A 19,588-nucleotide genomic window follows, 5' to 3' on the forward strand; every position below is an offset into this window, starting at 1 on the left:
GTCGGATTTTTGAGGTCGGGTAGAGACGCGAGCATAGATAACAGTGGCGCGTCTTCCTCCGTTTTCTGATTCCTCTTTGATGAACTTTTCGATGTCGTATCGCCTTTGTCCTGACGGCGTTTTGATCCTGTTGATTTTACCGTCTGCTTCCCATCGTCTGAGTGTTCGGAGGCCAACTCCCAGAGTGTTAGCTGCTTCATTGGGTTTAACAAATTTAGCCATACCTAATTATCGCAGAGTATGGCATTGTCCAGCATTGTCCAGTCAATTTACAATTAGAGGCATTGCGATCAACCTTAAAAAACCGGGTTTTTAGCTGTACCTGAATTATCCCCTGGAGGGGGATAGGAATTTTGTGCTATCATATAAATGCCCCCCAGGGGGATATTTGTGGAATCTCTAACTTCATATCTTAAATAAGATAAACTTAAGTAACGAATTTTTAAGAAAACGGTTTAAAAGTTAGATTGTCGTATAGGAGCGAACCTTGACTACTACTCAGCCTGCTCAACCCCCTGCTAAATTTCAGATTTTCTTAAGAAAAGTTCAACTTTCTCAGAAATGGATGCTGTTCGGAGCGGCGATTTTTCTGGTGTGCGTTCCGGTGTTTTTTCAAGCGCCCCTGGTGCGAAGCTGGCCCGTGTTCACTCTGTTAATGACTATCGGATGGCTAGCAACGAGTCTACTGTTAATGCGATCGCGTTCAACCTGGGTGTGGGGAGACTTATTGCTGGGGTTTACCTTAAGTTGGTTAACGGGATCGATCTATTGGGGTTGGCTGCGGGGAGAACCGCTTCTTCATCTTCCCATTGAAGCGTTAGGCGTTCCTTTTGCTTGCTGGTGTCTACATCGGGGATGGGGAAAAGTCGGAAATTGGTTTTATTTGGGTTCATTATTTGGAACGGCTGTTACAGATGGATATTTTTACATCACGGGTTTAATTCCCAACTGGCGACAACTGATGACCGTAGACCCTACGTTCGCCGTTTCCATCTTGCAAGACGCCTTAGAACGGGTTACTACCCCTTGGGGGATCAGTTGGGCGGTTGTTTTAGTGATGCTGCTGTTAGGTGTAGGTTTATTGCCGTTACAATCGAAGCAATTACATAAATGGGTGTTTAGTGGAGCGGTTTTGAGTACAATCTTAGTAGATAGCTTGTTCTTGATAGCAGCCTGTGCCGCCTAAGAACGGACATGGGTGGAGGTTGGGGTGCATCTAACACGAGAACGGCTTTACTAACAGCCTTAGTGCCGTTTCAACCTGAAAAGGGAAAGAAAAAGATAGATCTTTCTAGATTAAAGACTAAAATAGAATCGATCAGGGCGACGCTGAATAATCTCCCAAGTTCAGGTTGGGTGTTATAAACTTTTGTTGGGCGAGATAAATATCTAGCTCCCAATCTCCAAAAACCCAGTGTCCTATCTCAATCTGTTGTGAAATTGCAACACACCCCTCACCTATTAATTCTCAGTGACGGTGGCAAAAAATATTTGCCACTTGTTGGTAAAAACTATTGGACATTGGGCCGCAGCGACGACAACAACTTTGTGATCCGCGATCGATGGATTTCCCGTAATCATGCGATCTTGCAACGTATGGAAAGCGGAGATTTTTATCTGATTGATCTCGGAAGTCGCAATGGTTCCTTTGTAAATGGTCGCCGAGCTACAATTCCAATCACGTTGGAGGATGGCGATCAGATTATATTTGGCCAAACGGAGATGGAGTTTCACTGTCCATCGATCAGACCCCAAGCAGATGACACTGAACCGGAGTCAGAAGATTTTACCGCTACGCTCACGGTGCGCCGTTTGATTACGGTTATGGTGATTGATATTCGAGACTTCACCGTGTTAACGCGACAGCTCGATGAACGCTTACTCTCTGAAGTCATGGGACGGTGGTTCCGTGAAGCCGGAGAAATTGTCCGCGAACATGGTACCTGGGTTGATAAGTATATTGGCGATGCGATTATGGTGGTTTGGTTTCATGGGGCGCAGGGCGTTAGTTCCCAAGAAATGTTACAGATTTGTGATGCCTTGAGAACGTTACACGAGACGACAGAAGCCATCAGCAACGCCTATCCCCTCCCCTTCCCCTTGCGAGTGGGTGCAGGGCTAAATACGGGCTATGCAATGGTGGGAAATACAGGGGGTAGCGGTAATTCAGATTATACTGCGTTGGGAGATACCGTTAACGCGGCGTTTCGACTGGAATCTTCGACTAAACAACTGGGGATGGATATTGCGTTGGGCGAAACTACTTATAAATATCTGTCTCAGTTACATTCAGAGAATACGTTTGAACAGCATAGTGTTCATCTCAAGGGTTATGATACTCCCACGATTACTTATGCCTCAACTTTTGCAGGTTTAAATGACTTTTTAGAAAGGGTAGGAGGTTCAAAACCTTAATAAAAACCACGCTCGACACCAAGACACAAAGAGGTAATTTTAGTGTTTTTTTAGGTGAGTTGAAGTAATAAAAACCACAAAGGCACAAAGACACAAAGAGGTCATTTTAGTGTTTTTGAGGTGAGTTGAAGTCATAAAAACCACAAAGGCACAAAGACACAAAGAGGTCATTTTAGTGTTTTTTCAGGTGAGTTGAAGTCATAAAAACCACAAAGACACAAAGACACCAAGAGGTAATTTTAGTGTTTTTGAGGTGAGTTTTTCCCTGAATAATTATTCCCCCTCGCCTTCTAGGAGAGGGGGTTAGGGGGAGAGGTCAAACCCAAAACTGCATAACTCAACACCCCTCAGACATAGGTGATAATGAACTTGGCGTGACTATCTACCCGATGAAGCGAACTACCCTCAACCCCTTTCTTTGGCTAACTGTTGTTATTGGATGTTCTGGACTGTTAACGGGAACGCCTCAACCTGTTATCGGACAGACAAATTCTGCTGTATTATTGGTTCAACAGTCTGATGAACTCGAAGAAGCAAAACGACTCGAACAACAGGTTATTCAACTCTATCAACAAGGCAAATATAACGAAGCAATACCCATAGCAGAAAGGGTTCTAGAAATACAAGAGAGAATTTTAGGAGAAAATAACCCCGATGTCGCCACCAGCCTCAACAATTTGGCATTACTCTACCATTCCCAAGGACGCTACCAGATAGCCGAACCCCTCTACCAACGTTCCTTAGCTATCCGTGAGAAAGCCTTGGGAACTGAACATCCCAATGTTGCCACCAGCCTCAACAACTTGGCATCACTCTACGAGTCTCAAGGACGCTACAACCAAGCGGAACCCCTCTACCAACGTTCTTTAGCTATCCGTGAGAAAGTCTTGGGAACTGAACATCCCGATGTTGCTACCAGCCTCAACGGTTTGGCATCACTCTACTGGAAACAAGGACGCTACAACCAAGCAGAACCCCTTTTGCAACGTTCTTTAGCTATCTGGGAGAAAGCGCTATCGACAGAACATCCCCATGTCGCTACCAGCCTCAACAACTTGGCAGGACTCTACCGTTCCCAAGGACGCTATCCTGAAGCCGAACCTCTTTACAAACGTTCCTTAGCTATACTTGAGAAAGTCTTGGGAACAGAACATCCCCATGTCGCTACCAGCCTCAACAACTTGGCATCACTCTACGAGTCTCAAGGACGCTACACTGATGCTGAACCCCTCCATCAACGTTCCTTAGCTATCCGTGAGAAAGTCTTGGGAACTGAACATCCCGATGTTGCTACCAGCCTCAACGGTTTGGCATCACTCTACCGCTTACAAGGACGCTACAATCAGGCCGAACCCCTTTTCCAACGTTCTTTAGCTATCCGTGAGAAAGCCTTGGGAACAGAACATCCCGATGTTGCTACCAGCCTCAATAACTTGGCACACCTCTACGAGTCTCAAGGACGCTACAATGAAGCTGAACCCCTCTTGCAACGTTCTTTAGCTATCCGTGAGAAAGCCTTGGGAACAGAACATCCCGATGTTGCTACCAGCCTCAATAACTTGGCACACCTCTACGAGTCTCAAGGACGCTACAACGAAGCTGAACCCCTCTTGCAACGTTCCTTAGCTATTCTTGAGAAAGCCTTGGGAAAAAACCATCCCCATGTTGCAGGCAGCCTCAACAACTTGGCAGGACTCTACAACTCCCAAGGACGCTACGATGAAGCCGAACCCCTCTACCAACGTTCCTTAGACATTCGTGAGAAAACTTTGGGGGAAAATCATCCCGATGTTGCACTCAGCCTCAACAACTTGGCAGGACTCTACCGTGACCAAGGACGCTACGATGAAGCCGAACCTCTTTATCAACGTTCCTTAGCTATCTATGAGAAAGCCTTGGGAGAAAACCATCCCGATGTCGCACCAAGCCTCAACAACTTGGCAGGACTCTACCGTCACCAAGGACGCTTTGATGAAGCCGAACCCCTCTACAAACGTTCCTTAGACATTCGTGAGAAAACTTTGGGGGAAAATCATCCCGATGTTGCACTCAGCCTCAACAACTTGGCAGGACTCTACCTTGACCAAGGACGCTTTGATGAAGCCGAACCCCTCTATCAACGTTCCTTAGCGATTCGTGAGAAAGCCTTGGGAGAAAACCATCCCGATGTCGCACAAAGCCTCAACAACTTGGCATTACTCTATGACTCCCAAGGACGCTACGATGAAGCCGAACCCCTCTACCAACGTTCCCTAGCTATCTGGGAGAAAGCCTTGGGAGAAAACCATCCCCATGTCGCCACCAGCCTCAACAACTTGGCAGGACTCTACCAGTCTCAAGGCGATACAACCCAAGCCATTAACTTTCTGAGTCGAGGACTAGAAGTGCAAGAACAAAACCTGAATGTTCTCCTCGCAACGGGTTCGGAACGTCAGAAACAAGACTCAATGAAAACAGTTTTAGGGACGACTTATGCTACTGTTTCTCTGCATATCAAAGATGCACCGAAGAACTCAGATGCCGCGCGTTTAGCGTTAACAACCCTTCTCCGTCGCAAAGGTCGGATTTTGGATGTGATGACCGATAACTTACAACTGTTGCGAGAAAATATTACCCCGGAAAATCAACAATTTCTCGATGAATTAGCCGCAGTTAGAACTCAACTCGCGACTTTTATTTATAATAAGCCCGAAAATATCCCCGATGAACAATACCGTCAACAGGTTGCAAATTTAAGAGAAAAATCAGAACAACTCGAAGCCGAACTTTCTAGTCGCAGTGCAGAATTTAGAACCATTTCAGAACCCGTTACCATTGAAGCAGTACAACAGTTGATTCCCGAAGATGCGGCGTTAGTTGAATTTGTATTATATCAACCTTATGATGCTAAAGCGACTTTTGGAAAAAAATATGGAAAACCTCATTATGCGGCTTATATTCTCAAATCTTCCGGTGAACCGCAATGGGTAGATTTGGGAGAAGCTGAACCCATTCACAGAGCGGCTTTCTTTCGCTTCAATTTAGACCTGAAAGATTCAAAAGATACTGGAAATTCGGATAAGGTTAAACAAAGCGGACGCAAACTTGATGAACGGTTAATGCAATCAATTCGGGAAAAGTTGGGGAATGTTAATCATATTATTGTATCACCGGATGCCCAGTTAAACTTGATTCCGTTTGCGGCGTTGGTTGATGAAAATAATCGCTATTTGATAGAAACTTATAAAATCACTTATCTAACAACTGGACGAGATTTAATTCGTTTGCAACTTGAATATTCTCACAAACAAGCGCCTGTTATTGTTGCTAACCCGGACTATGATAAACCGGGTGAACCGATAACGGTTGCAGTTTCCAAAAACTCGGAAAGCTCCCCTGCCCCCAAACCCCCAACATTGGGCAGGGCCGTTTCATTCTCAACCAGAAATTTGATGACCTAACCCCCCAACCCCCTTCCCTGCAAGGGAAGGAGGAGTAATTAATAGTTTTAGACATTTAATAATAAAAAAAAATACTCCCCTCTCCTCGTAGGAGAGGGGTTGGGGGAGAGGTTCTAAGCAAATGTTTATCGACTTTGAAACAGCCCTGCCAACATTGGGGGCTTTGAAAGATGGGAATAATTCTGGGGACTTGGAAATTTCCCCCCAAACTTGGGGGGATAGAGGGGGGCTATCCCAAACTCGCGGAATGAATCAACTTTCGAGAGGAGTTGAGATGAGTTTTGGGGCGTTACCGGGAACGGCGGAAGAAGCAAAAGTGATTGCACCTTTATTGTCTGATGTTTTATTATTGACTCAATCTCAAGCAACTGAAAATGCAGTTAAACAGTTAGACGCACCGAAAATTATACATATTGCAACTCATGGTTTTTTTCTCCCCAATCTTCCTAGAGTTGAACCGGATAATACTTTGGGGTTTATCTCAGAAAACACTCAACAAAATACCCCTATTCAAGAAAATCCGTTAATTCGTTCCGGCTTGGCGTTGGCGGGTTTTAATCCCCGTGAAAGCGGTTCGGATGATGGGGTGTTAACTGCGTTGGAAGTGGCAAATTTAAAGCTAAGAGGGACTAAATTGGTGGTGTTATCGGCTTGTGAAACGGGGTTAGGAGAGATTGAAAATGGTGAAGGGGTTTATGGTTTACGTCGGGCGTTTACGTTGGCGGGTTCGGAAAGTCAATTAATGAGTTTATGGAAAGTAAATGATGAAGGAACGAAGGAATTAATGATTAAATATTATCAACGGTTGTTGCAAAATCAAGGGCGTTCGGATGCGTGGCGTCAAACCCAGTTGGAAATGTTAAATTCTCAACAGTATCAGCACCCCTATTTTTGGGCGGCGTTTGTTCCCATTGGAGATTGGACGCCGATGGAACGTTAATTGTGTAGGGGGGGTTCTTCCACAATGTATGTTTATGATCAATAATTGATATAAAATTGTTTTTGAAACGTGACGGATCAAACATCTCCTACAACTCAAGCAACAGAAGTCGTCGTTATCGGCAGTGGTATAGGCGGTTTAAGTTGTGCAGCAATACTTGCCCGCTATGGCTTCGCGGTGACGGTTTGTGAAAGTCATACTATTCCCGGTGGGGCGGCGCATGGCTTTGAACGCAATGGCTACATCTTCGACTCTGGGCCATCGCTGTATTCGGGGATGTCCTCCAGTCCCTCTACGAACCCGTTAAAACAAGTTCTCGATGCGATAGGCGAGGATATTTCTTGGAAAACCTATGATGTCTGGGGCTGTCGTTTACCGGAAGGTGATTTTGATACCTCTGTGGGGGCGGATCAATTTTGTGACGTGTTGATGCGGTTACGAGGGCCAGAAGCAGTCAGAGAATGGCGTGAACTTCAACGGGTGATGGCTCCGCTTAAAGATGCGGCGATCGCTTTACCGATGGCGGCGATGCGCTATGATTTGGGTGCAGTGTTGACGTTAGGTCGCTTCGCCCTTCCTCTGTTACAAAGTCTTCCCTACGCTTCTAAACTAACGGGAGCATTCGGCCCTATTATGGATGAGGTAATTAAAGATCCCTTTATCCGCAATTGGTTGGATATGTTGTGTTTTCTGTTATCTGGACTGCCTGCGAGTGGCACCAGTGCGGCGGAAGTGGCGTTTATGTTTGCGGAGTGGTACAGACCCGAAGTGGTGTTAGATTATCCCGTAGGTGGCAGTGCGGCATTGGTTGAGGCGATGGTACGCGGACTGAAAAAGTATGGGGGTGATCTCAAACTGGGCGCTCATGTGGAACAGGTTTTAGTCGAAAATAATCGAGCGGTGGGCGTGCGTTTGCGGGGCGGTGAAGAAATTCGGGCTTCTAAAGCGGTGGTTTCTGCGGCTTCGGTTTGGGATACGCTGAAGTTAATTCCCTTGGGGGCGTTACCGCAAGAGTTTGTGAAAGCGCGATCGCAAACTCCTGACTGTGAGAGTTTTATGCACCTGCATCTCGGTATTGACGCAACGGGTTTACCGGAAGATCTCGCTTGTCATTATATTACAGTCAATGACTGGGAAAAAGGCATTACTTCGCCTCTGAATTTGATTGTCATGTCTATTCCAACGGTTTTAGATCCGTCTCTCGCACCGCCCGGAAAACACGTTATTCATGTTTACACGCCGGGGAATGAACCTTATGATCTGTGGGAGGGTTTAGATCGTCGTAGTCGGGAATATGCCCAACTGAAAGCTGAACGGGCGGAACCGATGTGGCAAGCCTTAGAACGGGTTATTCCTGATGTGCGATCGCGCTGTGAGGTAACGTTGGTGGGGACACCGCTTACCCATGAACGCTTTTTACGCCGTTACAGAGGCTCCTACGGCCCTGCAATTCCAGCAGGACAGGGGACGTTTCCCGGCTCTCAAACGCCCTTAGCGGGGCTGTTATGCTGCGGAGATTCAACGTTTCCAGGGATTGGTTTACCTGCGGTGGCGGCCAGTGGGATGATTGCGGCAAATACGTTGACGTCGGTTCAAAAACACTGGGAAATGTTGGATGAAATTGGTTATAAAGTTTGAGGGAAAATCGCGTTCTAAAATCTAATGGGTGAGCAGTTCTTCAACAGTGAGAGAAAATTCTGGAAACGTTGGCGAAATAATGCGTTCGCTTCCTTGATAGCGATTCATTTGATAGGTTTTATTCTCATCGAGTACACAGACAAAAACTGTGGGGAGTTTCGGGTTTCCTAAATAACTGCGACTGGCAACGGCTAAATAATCGACTATCCAATATTCAGGTATACCCAAACGTTGATACTCTTCCAGTTTATCTACATAGTCATCTTCCCAATTTGTTGAGACAATTTCTACAACTAATTGTGGGGGTTCAAGGAGTGCCGAATAGGCTGTTGGTTGAGCTTCCCAAAGGGTTTTATCAACAACAGTAATATCAGGATGGCGTCCTTGTTCTTGTCCTTGTGCGGTTTGAGTTTTAATCACAATTCTACCCGAAACTCGATAGTTTAGTTTCAGCCGTTTTACTTCATCTTTCAGTAGATCTGTAATATACTCAGCAATGGTTTCATGGCGTCGAGTAGGAAGTTTCCTCATTATTTCACCGTTAACAAGTTCGTAGTATCCTTCTTCATCTGGAAGTTGGCTGAGAAATTTCTCGAATGTGAGTTGAGAGGTACTAGGTGTTGTGATCATGGTTAAAATAGGGGAATAGGTTTAAGTGCGATCGCGTTTCAAGATTTTGGTTTTGGTGGTCTAGCTAAAACATCAGAATTACTACCTCCAGAGTTATCCTTTGGTTTTGTCTGTTTTTGAGGTTGCTGACTTTTCTTGATTGGCTTACCTTTATTTTGACCTTTAAGTATAGGTTTAGAAGTGCTACCCGAACTACCAGAAGCACCTCCAGACCCGGCTGATTTTGACGGCGATGAAGGAGAGTTATTAAGCCTACGATTATCAGGTAAACCTATTATATATAATGGATTGGGGAGAACTGGACGGTCTGCATACTCATTTACTTTCCCATCTTTTTTGGGTTTACTTATACATTTTTTATGACTTGGATTGCATTCAATCTCCATGTACCGTGTTTGATCTACACTTGGAGTTTTATCACACCGCAACATTGCTAATAACATTTCAATTCGTCGTGTTTCCTTGAGGCTGGTTGCTTTCGTTTTATCTGGACGTTCCCGATCTTTGTTAGTAATTCCCTTTTCTGGATCGAACATAAAAACTTCAAACGCTTTTACACACTCTTTCTCGTGTTTAGCAGTCTCCGCTTGGTTTTCTTCTCCAGTTTTCCATTGATTGCCATCGAATAGATTGCTATAACGAGAGCTGCGATCGCTCAGATGCAATTCATAATCAATCTTCACTGCACCCATTCCCAATGGTTTACCCATTCCAAGGGAAAAGCAGTATTTTTTGCCTGCTTTACCAGTTTCGACTGGTTCTGACTTATTGCTGCTGAGACTTAATATCCACAACAATGCACCCAGTTCAACATCACTCAAATTTTCAAAATTAATTTCAAATTTGAAAGTCACTCCTTTATTAATTGGTGTTATTTTCGTGATTTGAGATTGTATTTTTGGATCATCAGGAGTAGGATGTTTAAAACTGGGATTGCTTCCCTTATGCCAATACAGCTTATGACCGCGAATTACAGTTTCTTCAAGAGGTTTACTAGCATAGTGTTTAAGCTCTGATTTATCTGCTTTTGGTTGAACTAGATAGTGTGGAAAGTAGCTTGGTTTTGGTTCAGATAATATCTGAGGAGTTACAGGAGTTTCACTATACCATATACCATTTTGATTACTTTCATATAAACCATCTGTAACACAAACCCTACCTGCTCTTTGTTTAATAAAATCTTGAGGTAGTTTTTCCGATTCAGATTCTTGCTTAACCCAACCGAAAATTGCATCAGCTAAATCAATTGATGCCAGCTTTCTCAAATTTTCAGGAATAAAATCTAATACAGTTGTGGCGTGACCATTACCTTCTGGAGAATACGGTATACGAAAATTAGGACTTTGACCAAAAAACCCAACTGTTTTGCTATGACCATCGTGATAGTAAAACACTGGATGACCTTCTTTTAATACTCCCCAGTCTTTATCAAACGGTAATGCTTTCTGAAACTCAGTCAAAGCATTACGGTAATGTTCAATCGCTGTATCATCTATGGGTAATGGAGTGGCTTTGTGATCTTGAGGAAAAACTATGCAGTGATTACAGCGAGGTGAATTGCCATCATCTGTCTGTTTCATATTTCCACTGGTAACAAGTTTACTACTTGAATCACTATCTGTGAACTCGATATTTGATGCAAACCAAGGTTCAGCAACAATTTTACCCTTTCTTTTAATTTGCCTTTGAGCCAAAAACTGGGAATCATAATTAGCATTAAAATACTGAGGTTTATAGTCACGATCATTTAAGTATTTAAAATCGGGGAAATTAGTAATATCACTTTCTTCAACCCAAGCAAAAGTTACACCCTTATCTTCAACAGCAGGTTGAATTAGCCATGTTTCACCATTTTTTATTAGATAACCAGCTTTAACAATTTCAGGTTTAACATATTGTTTATACTTTTGACCCCAAGATTCCTTGTTAGAATTTGAACCCACCGCCCGAAAAAATAACCGTTGATGTCCAGAAACTCTATCAATCTTACTAAAACTAACAATTTCAACTAAAGTTCTCAACATACCTCTGATACTACTACCAGGAATGACTGGTTGATTAGTTGCAGGATTAATAAAAAAATTTGCTCTCAGTTTTTGAATCTCATCAGACAAATCTTTAAATGGAGTTTCTCCGTATTCGGCAAAATCTTCTGGACTCCAACCACAACGAGTATACAGAGGAGATTCTGTGGTTAAAATACATTCAATTCTTCCGGTATGTCGATTTAGATGATAGCGATCGCCACTTGGTAAAGAATCAGGATCGACTGTAACAACTTGTTCGGGAAGTTCGACAAAATTGTAAGGTGCGATCGCTCTACGTTTTGGATCGGTAATATTTTCAATATGTCTACGATTCATGGTTTAATCTCCTTTTCCTTAAATAAATTTACTTAATACTTATTTTCCCTCTCACTCTTTCTCAAAACTAACCCCTTCATATAAAAGTTCGAGCGCACACTCAAACTCAATGCTTTCTAACGCGATCGCCTCTCCATTCGTATAAGCATAATAAAGCCACATTTTCCCATCTCCTCGATGATAGACCTCAACGGAGATTTCTTCTGAGTCAACTAATACATATTCTTGCACACTGGGAATCTGACGATAATATTTTAGTTTTTTCGTCCGATCATAATTAGCTGTACTTGGAGAAAGCACTTCAATAATCACTTTAGGATGTTGAATAAAATTACGAGATTTTAAATCATCAGGATGACAAGTAACCACTAAATCAGGATAAAAATAACGACTTTTTTCACTAGCCTGAACTTTCACATCCGACACATTGACTCGACAACCCCTCTGACGCAAATGAGGTCTTAGCGCTGTATAGAAATTAAGGGCAATATCGTTATGAGGAATACTCCCCCCTGTCATCGCCAAAATTTCGCCGTCAATGTATTCATGGCGAAGTTCCTGCTTGGCTTCCCATTCTAGGTATTCTTCAGGGGTCATTTTTTGAGGATATTGGGGTTCAGCAATCATAACTTTTCCTCAATTTTGTTACTTTCTATTTTAACAGATTCTAAATGTACCAACCGACTTAAATAAATTATAGCCACACCACTCTGATCATCATCAATATAATGACGAACTTTTAATCGTAAAGGACGATAATCTTTACCTTGAAAAGTAATATCCGTTAAAGGAACAGCGTGTTTTAGTCCTTGAGAACCATCTGAAACTAAAGTAAAACCATTTTTTTCTCCTTCTGGTTGAGTTCCCCAGAGAATTTGATTTTCATCAGGAAGATGTTCGGGGTTATTATCATCTTTTATTAGTCGTGCTTTGAAGTGATCACCGACTTTCCAAAGCATCACTTCAGCATTTTCACCAAAGGCGCGACATTGTTGGAGAGTTTGCGATCGCAAAACAGGCAAGTTATGTTTAGGAAACAACTCTTCTGAATTAGGAAATAACTCTTTAGACGGATTCGCTGTGATTAAATTCCCATCTTGGTCAAACTTGCCCCAAATTACACCATCATCGGCATGAGCTAATAAATATTTCAACTCTTGCTCTTTGGCTTTATCTTGCAGCCAAGAGTATAAAGTTTGAGTATCTACAATTATTTCAGTATCTTTAAGCAATTGGCAATCAGGCTTGATCATTTTTGGTAGTCTCCTGTTGAGCATATTCGACTAATCGGTTAACATAATTTTCTAAGTCTTGGCGATCGCTACCTGTAATTTCTAAAGAGTTTTTACTTAAGTCAGGTTGAGCAATTTTCCATGACTTTTGCTCTTTTGTCCAAATTAAGTCTGCTTTAATTCCTTGTAACCTTCCTCTCCCAACACTACTCCCACCGCCTACAGGTAAATCTTCTGTCCAGAGATCTTTAAGTAGTAGTAACAGTAAGCCTATTTCCTGTTGTTCAGGGTTTCGTAATTCAAGTTCAATCGTGACTATTGTTTCATTACTTCCAAAAATAGGTTGTTCATCAAATAATGCTCCGTGATAAGCACCCCCTGTAAAGCGATCAATCGCAATCCGAGTTTGTACTAATTCGGCAGTGTTTTTAATAACTTTCTCGTGAACAACTAAACGGCTCGCTTGGGATTGCTTACCGTTAACAAAACCAAATAAATGCTCGACTATAGGCGAACAACTACCCAATGTTTTAACAATTCTTTCAGCGCGATGTCGTAATACTCCTGCTAAACTCGTACCGGATAAAACATGAACTAATTTGTGCTTATTTTTCTCGGATGAATCTTCAATTTCTTGATTACTATGTTGCGGTCGATGAGATTTAAGATGCACCACATCTGGAGCGCGTCCGGTTGCAGCTTGACCGGAACGGATGAGCAGAGAACCAACCAGTTTGAAGGTAGCATGGATGGTGAAGCGATCGCGCTGATCAATCTGTTGTTTCAGTGATACTCCTCCAAGTGCGACTACAATTGATTCAAATGACTTCCTTTTATTGGATAATTCCCTAGTCCAGTGGTCAAACTTTAACCACTCGATTCGGTCTTTATGCTTTTGTAAATCAAATTCCCAAACTTGCCACTTTTCTACATGACAACGACCAAAACCTCGACGTTTTTTCAAGCCCAGGCAAATTTCACCTTTCTCTAATCCCTTTAAAGCAAGAGCGAGTGCTTTTTTTAAGTCAGCTTCATCTTTTTCAATGAGTAACTCAAAATTGAGGAAAAATTCTGTTCCGGCTTCCAGCAATTCTAAATCATACTTAGCACCATCTTCTGCTGTACCTGTTGCACCGTCGATCTTGACTCCATCCCGCAATTCAATTGATGGAATGGTACTACTAATTGCATCATCAATAATTAGAGGACTTTGATTTTCTTCTTCCTTTGGATCGTCACCTTCGTAACGAAACAGATGACCAAAAAGTTTAGTCGCTAAACCTTGGCGAATTTCACTTTTCCCATAACCTTGTTCGTATTCATGTAAATAGTTCCGCAAAGATCCTGCAATAGAAGAACCTGTTAATAAAGCGCGATCGCTAATACTATCCCTGAGTAATGGTAAATCAGTAGGACTATCTGTATCACCACTTCCCAAACAAGTAGGTGTATCTAATATTAAAGTACCTCGTACAATAATACGTTTAACAATAGGACGCTGATGGCGATTTAGGCGTTCTTGAGTCATTATTTTTTCTCCTTAGTTGCTTTCTTAGCCACCGCCATAATTAGCCGTAGCGTGTACTTTTCAGCCAGCTTATCTTCTTTAGCGCGAGTATCATCAAACTTACGCTCTACATCAGCAATCTTAACTTCTATTCCTCTAATCCAAGCCGTCGGGTTACGCAACCACTCCTCAAGCTGATCTTTGAAAGATTTATTGCCAATCTTTGTACGTTCAAACTGATTTCTAGCATTTGATGGTAAATCATTTAGTAGTGATAGAACTAAATTACAATCTCCATTTATAAGTGCTTGTCGCGCCACAGATTGTAATCGTGACAGTTGACTGTTACTAATACCTTCTTGCAAACTTAAATATGCTACTTTTTTCTGAAGCTCCTGTTCAAATTTTTGATCTAATAACCTTTGTGCCATCTGTTCAGCTAACAGATTTGAGGCTCGATCTGTTAATGAAGATTGGCTTGATTGGCTTTGGGGTTTAGGCAATTTGACACTAAAACTATCCTCTCTCAACGAATTTACTGCTACCCGTCCAAAACCATCTTCTCTTCTGTCTCCAATTCCTTGAGATTCAAGTAGATTAATTTGTTCTGAAGTAACCTCAACATCTTCAAAGATAACAACACTGCCTGCGGTTAATCCTGGTACTTGTGGTAAAGGCAATCCCCATTTACGGTTAAAACCACCAATCAAGGTACTACTAGCAAAAATACCTCCTGTTTTCGGCTGTAACGTTATATTTAATACTTCCTCAACTGCTTGTTTAATTAAATTAGGATCGGCTACAGGTTGCCCATGTTCGTTCCTTAAAAGCGTGTCGCTGAGGAGAGTAATGCTTAAAATCTCATCATTTTCTCTATCTTCTGCTGCAACTCCTATTTCATTCCAGTTGTCGATAGGTGGTTTTCTATCAACAATCTTTGTTTGTCCGTATCCAGCACTTTGAGAACCTCCTAACCAGAGGTTCGTTTCCTCTAATAAGTTCTGAATAGTTTCTACATCATCTTTATCTTCACAAAGGATAATTGATTGAAAAATTTGCCCTGCATCTAAAGCATCGTAACGGAATATTTCACCTTGGTTATCTGTAGAACGTCCTTTTTTGCGATCGCGAAAATTATGAATATTAATTCGTCGCTTTTCTTTATATAAATAGATCATTCCTCCTTTTTCTGTCCAGAAGTATTCACAAAAAGACTTCGGATTTTCTGGATCGTCTCCTTTCTTAATACTAAAATCATAGACTGTTTTGGGTGAGTTATGAGTAAATTCTGCATCCTTATCCTTGAACCAAGATAAAGGTACAGGCAGAGTGCGTTTTTTTTCCTGACTCAAAAGATAAGCATTTAAGTACCGCGTACTGTTTGCATTGAAGAATAATCGCTTCACTTCATTATTAGTTAAGTCAAGTTCTGATAATCGATGCTGCCTCATATAGCACCCAATAATTGCACCGCGAATCATGCTCCCAGGAATGTAAGAGTAGGAGACATCACTATTAGGATCGCCTTGAAATGAGGTAGCAAGAATGGGTTGCTCAGTTTTTAATGTTAAAGTAATTGCTTTCACGCAGCTTTCTCCTTAATTTCAGTTCCAAAAAGTTTCGCATATTCATGGGTAATGTCATTTCCTTCAGAATCGTGTAGCGTACATTGAACGTGACCGCGACCGCGATTTCTCCCACTCCCTAAGCGCCGAAGTGCCATAGCACCAACGGCTAAAAGTGACAGCATTTCATCACTTGGCGTGGTTTCAAAAATTAAGTCGGCCGTGAAACAAAGATCGCGTAAAACAACACGAAATGAGCGCAAACTACCTTGATCAGATGTACCAGATTGTGTATCTATTGCAGTCTGACGACGAATCGTTGTCAGGGAATCCAGCACCTCAGTTTTTGTTAAAATGTCATCCTCAATCTGGAAAGCAACAGCTTGACGTAAATCTTCTGGCAAACAAGCATCACCGACATGAACACTCGCAATTGTGCCAATGGTACTCCCCAACGTACCGAATAAATCACAAGCAACTGTTTGCCAAGATGAACGATAATTAGTCAAAATTGCAATTAAATTATCGCATTCTTCACTCAGCAATCCCTTCAAAGTGCGTCCCCGCAAGTAGGGAAAACCATAAGGGTCATGCTCTACTTCTTGGTCAACTAGACCTGCTACACCATCCCCACGTCCAAAGGTGGTATCACTGAGCAGTTTTATTTTCACTTGGTAAATTAGCATCTGATTCTTCCTTTAAAGAGATATAAAATTCCATTGCTTCAATAGCATCAAAGTAACCACAAATTCCATTTAGCCATCCTTTTTTAGCTAAACTTTGATCGCTAAATTCTGGGAAAAGTGGTAGCTGTTCATCTTTGATTCGGTAGTTTTTGATAAACTTCTCAGTTGCATCCATTCCTTCACGCAGCACCTCCCGTAACGCAATGACTTTATTTCTGCGACCTTTCCAGTCCTCATCTTCATTAAAGTGCTTAACTACTTTTGTAAAACCTTCCCAAGTACGCCAGTCACTATTTTGTTGTTTTCTCAAACTAACAGGTCGCATTTCTAATGAAGCAACTTCCTTGAAATCAGGAATTTTTAAGCGATACTCACGATCACGAATTTCTGAAATTGAACCACTTAAGCCACTAGCTGCTAAATGCCAATCTAAAGCGGAGAAATCTCCTTCTTTATCTTTAACAAACTTTTTAGATTTTCGACACAAATCTTCGCTCATTTGATAAGCCCTTGCAAAGGGATAGTGAGTCTTGACTACACAAATTCCTGCACAGGCTGTGAGAGGATTTTTACCATCTTCATTCCCTACAACTGGCTGTTTTTCAAATTCTTGCAAGAAAATAGCCGCAAGCTCTAATCCCAATCTTCCATCACAAACAAATGCGACATCATCACCGCCATAAACTAAAGGACGAAAGGGTAAATAATTATCTTTTATCTCAAAATAACCCTTGACTTTTTTCTTTCCGTTTTCATCTGTTTGAATCGATTGAACCAGTATCTCTATTACCGTTTTTAGCGCATTAATACCAGCCTGATTAACGCTATGGGACAGTTCACGCATAGCAATAATGTAGTCTGGATTGGATTTATCCTTGCCAAACTCTTGAAATCGTTTACCCATGCCATTACCATCAGCATGAACTACAGCAACATAGCTAGAATCTCCTTCTGAACGACCCATTTTGTCTGTTCTTAAGGGAAATTCATAAGAACCTAAAGAAGTGGTAAACATTTCTTGTAGCTTATCGTTAGCTTTAGGAACAACTTTGAGTTTTGCTTTAATTTCTCTCGAAATAAGATAGGGTTCGTCATCCTCAAATTTCTCGCTCATTCCTACAGCCACTAACTGAGTTGAACGACAAGTTGCTGTCACTCCCAAACCCAATAATGGTGCAGAAGGTATCCTGCTTCGCTTTTTAATATCTAAGTCATTTTTCATTACATCCTGAATCTCCTCATACAGAGATTGACTATCCCAATCAAACTCTCTATGAACTGCTACAAGATTGATGCCAGGTGCTTCTTCTAAGATTCGCTTACTCAAAATTTGAGTAAATTTCACAGCATATTTCTGATCTGAAAACAGCAAGACTGTATTACCTCCTCCTGCATAAATTAATTCAGCCGCTAATCCACCATCTTTAATGTGTGGTTTTGCTTCAGGTTGATGTTGGTCAGGATCAAAAGCATAAACTTCCTGCTGAATATCTGTTTTCAGCTTATTTAAAGCATCTCTTGCCCAGTTATCCGTTGCTTGAGATACTAGATAAGATGCCCCAATATTTTCGCGCAGGCGGTTACTGCCAAAAATGTAGGACTGAATTCCTGTTGTATCCAATACCGTTACAGTAAAATTTTTCATCTTGCATCCTTATCAGCTTGTTTAATCCATTCTGCAATCTTTTTTGGTAAATCCATTAAGTCATCCCGTCCAAAAACAGCAATTTTTTTGTCGCCTATTAATGCCATCTCAGCTTTGAGTGTATCTGGTTCGTTAGTACAACAAATTAAAGCCACTCTCGCTTCATCGCCCCCCATTTGCCGCGCTCGTATATAAGCTTCAAAGAGTTTCAATTTACACAGGTCTTTAGTCGAGTCTGTTGTACAGGAAATGGCAAAAAGTTGATAGCCTCGTGTAAATGCCACATCAAATTGAAATTCCTTAGTTCTTGGGAGAGGCACTTCAAAATTAAGTCTATAGTCCTTGATAGAGTTTTGATCGGCAATATTTTTGACTTGTTGCAAAACATGATGCTCTAACCACAAGCCGTCAAGGTATTTACAAAAATGTTCTAATTTGGTGAAAATGTTTTTGTTTTGTACTTGTTTCAACGAAAGCTTATTATCAGATATAACAAAATTTTCTTGAACCAATACCGTCAAGATTTCTTTGGGTAAGTTTTCCAGAGATATTGATACATCTATCAAAAATGTTTGACTTTTCCAATCACCCCAATCCCCATTTTGTTTCTTTTTACGAGTCTCTTCACGGACAATACTGTACCAATCCAACCACTGTTTGGCTTTATTTTTATCTTTAAATACTTCAGCGAGTGCTGCTGCCAATTCGGGTAGTTGCGCTTCTTGTGTCGGATTTCCTTTCAACTCTAAGCCGTGAATTTGAAAAAGCGTTTCCAGTTTTACTTCCAGTAACTCTGGTTTAACTTTGAGCCGGATGCGAGCGCCATCTTCCCTGTCTATACAAATTTCTAACTTGCGGGGATCGAGATAGCTAAAAACAGTTTCGGGATGCTGTTTACTAAAAACTGTTCTGTAAGCGTGTACAGCCATCGCCTTTGTACCACCCGTATAATTTAACCCAATTTTTCCATCCTTGATAGCTTCTAATTTGGGGCGAATTCTTTCTCTAATGTGGTAAGCATCAGATTCATAATCATTCAGTGACACAAGTTGAGTTGTTTTTATTCCTTCATCACTCAATATTGTTTCTAAGCGCTTGGCTTCCTTCTCTGTATCAGTGGTATGCACTAGGTAAGGAGTACCTCCCTGTTTCAACATCAGTTTTGCTGCTACATAATTCGGCAATGGATTTTCACCAATCAACAAAAACAGGTGATCAACTTGATAATCTTCCCATTTCTTAGAATTGTCACTGGTCATAGATGACTCCAAATTTTTGGTTAACAGGTTAATACAATTCAGACTGGCTCAAATCCAAGGTTTTTCCCTACAGTCTGAACTTATTAAAAGCCTAACTCTAGTAATCTTATTGCAGACAAGCTGATTTTAACGAGCTTAGTTCACAAAATTTTACTCTATAAAATGGCTTGAATAAAACAATTTTTCTTGAATTTTTCTTAATCTTATTTACAGATGTTATCAACTCCTCTTTGAATGAACTTCATCTGCTGAATAGCAGCATATACCC

At 41.6% G+C, this 19,588-nt stretch carries 15 protein-coding genes and 1 pseudogene; 6 read left to right on the forward strand and 10 right to left on the reverse strand.

Annotated elements, in window-relative coordinates:
* A partial coding sequence (locus VB836_RS17160; protein ID WP_323220968.1) for a MerR family DNA-binding transcriptional regulator occupies positions 1-222 on the reverse strand: 222 nt, incomplete at its 3' end.
* Between the two features lie 265 nt (positions 223-487).
* Here VB836_RS17160 and VB836_RS17165 point away from each other — a divergent pair.
* The 6 genes and pseudogenes from VB836_RS17165 to VB836_RS17190 all read left to right on the forward strand — a co-directional run bounded on the left by VB836_RS17165 (position 488) and on the right by VB836_RS17190 (position 8,433).
* Complete coding sequence (locus VB836_RS17165) at positions 488-1,186, forward strand: DUF3120 domain-containing protein (protein WP_323220970.1); 699 nt, start codon at positions 488-490, stop codon at positions 1,184-1,186.
* 8 nt (positions 1,187-1,194) lie between these two features.
* The gene (locus VB836_RS17170) at positions 1,195-1,365 is read left to right on the forward strand and encodes a hypothetical protein (RefSeq protein WP_323220972.1); all 171 of its coding nucleotides are present in this window, start codon (positions 1,195-1,197) and stop codon (positions 1,363-1,365) included.
* 69 nt (positions 1,366-1,434) lie between these two features.
* The gene (locus VB836_RS17175) at positions 1,435-2,415 is read left to right on the forward strand and encodes an adenylate/guanylate cyclase domain-containing protein (RefSeq protein ID WP_323220974.1); all 981 of its coding nucleotides are present in this window, start codon (positions 1,435-1,437) and stop codon (positions 2,413-2,415) included.
* A gap of 389 nt (positions 2,416-2,804) precedes the next feature.
* Positions 2,805-5,855: a tetratricopeptide repeat protein gene (locus tag VB836_RS17180; protein ID WP_323220976.1), complete on the forward strand. Its 3,051-nt coding sequence runs from the start codon at positions 2,805-2,807 to the stop codon at positions 5,853-5,855.
* 193 nt (positions 5,856-6,048) lie between these two features.
* Positions 6,049-6,795: pseudogene (locus tag VB836_RS17185) on the forward strand (CHAT domain-containing protein); the annotation flags it as partial.
* Positions 6,796-6,864: 69 nt separating this feature from the next.
* A complete protein-coding gene (locus VB836_RS17190; protein ID WP_323220980.1) occupies positions 6,865-8,433 on the forward strand; it encodes a phytoene desaturase family protein in 1,569 nt (522 codons plus the stop codon).
* Between the two features lie 21 nt (positions 8,434-8,454).
* Here the strand turns inward: VB836_RS17190 and VB836_RS17195 are convergent, their stop codons facing one another.
* From VB836_RS17195 to VB836_RS17235, 9 genes are read right to left on the reverse strand one after another with little or no spacing between them, the layout of a single operon-like run.
* Positions 8,455-9,063 carry a Uma2 family endonuclease gene (locus tag VB836_RS17195; RefSeq protein ID WP_323220982.1) on the reverse strand — a complete coding sequence of 203 codons (609 nt, stop codon included), beginning with the start codon at positions 9,061-9,063 and terminating at the stop codon, positions 8,455-8,457.
* A gap of 38 nt (positions 9,064-9,101) precedes the next feature.
* On the reverse strand, positions 9,102-11,426 hold the full coding sequence (locus VB836_RS17200) for a TIGR03986 family type III CRISPR-associated RAMP protein (RefSeq protein ID WP_323220984.1): 2,325 nt from the start codon (positions 11,424-11,426) through the stop codon (positions 9,102-9,104).
* Between the two features lie 51 nt (positions 11,427-11,477).
* A complete protein-coding gene (locus tag VB836_RS17205) occupies positions 11,478-12,053 on the reverse strand; it encodes a Uma2 family endonuclease (RefSeq protein ID WP_323220986.1) in 576 nt (191 codons plus the stop codon).
* The gene (gene csx19 / locus VB836_RS17210; protein WP_323220988.1) at positions 12,050-12,679 is read right to left on the reverse strand and encodes a type III-D CRISPR-associated protein Csx19; all 630 of its coding nucleotides are present in this window, start codon (positions 12,677-12,679) and stop codon (positions 12,050-12,052) included. The genes VB836_RS17205 and csx19 overlap by 4 nt, the downstream gene beginning before the upstream one ends.
* Positions 12,666-14,186 (reverse strand): RAMP superfamily CRISPR-associated protein, encoded by a 1,521-nt coding sequence (locus VB836_RS17215; protein WP_323220989.1) that lies wholly within the window; start codon positions 14,184-14,186, stop codon positions 12,666-12,668. The genes csx19 and VB836_RS17215 overlap by 14 nt, the downstream gene beginning before the upstream one ends.
* A complete protein-coding gene (locus VB836_RS17220) occupies positions 14,186-15,751 on the reverse strand; it encodes an RAMP superfamily CRISPR-associated protein (protein ID WP_323220991.1) in 1,566 nt (521 codons plus the stop codon). Before VB836_RS17220 ends, VB836_RS17215 begins: the two co-directional genes overlap by 1 nt.
* Positions 15,748-16,416, reverse strand: a complete 669-nt coding sequence (locus VB836_RS17225; protein WP_323220993.1) for an RAMP superfamily CRISPR-associated protein — start codon at positions 16,414-16,416, stop codon at positions 15,748-15,750. Before VB836_RS17225 ends, VB836_RS17220 begins: the two co-directional genes overlap by 4 nt.
* The gene (locus VB836_RS17230; RefSeq protein WP_323220995.1) at positions 16,379-18,061 is read right to left on the reverse strand and encodes a Cas10/Cmr2 second palm domain-containing protein; all 1,683 of its coding nucleotides are present in this window, start codon (positions 18,059-18,061) and stop codon (positions 16,379-16,381) included. Before VB836_RS17230 ends, VB836_RS17225 begins: the two co-directional genes overlap by 38 nt.
* A complete protein-coding gene (locus tag VB836_RS17235; protein ID WP_323220997.1) occupies positions 18,058-19,320 on the reverse strand; it encodes a Card1-like endonuclease domain-containing protein in 1,263 nt (420 codons plus the stop codon). The genes VB836_RS17230 and VB836_RS17235 overlap by 4 nt, the downstream gene beginning before the upstream one ends.
* Between the last annotated feature and the right edge of the window lie 268 nt (positions 19,321-19,588).

This window comes from Limnoraphis robusta BA-68 BA1, from assembly GCF_034932365.1.
In the GTDB taxonomy this organism is placed as follows: Bacteria; Cyanobacteriota; Cyanobacteriia; order Cyanobacteriales; family Microcoleaceae; genus Capilliphycus; species Capilliphycus robustus.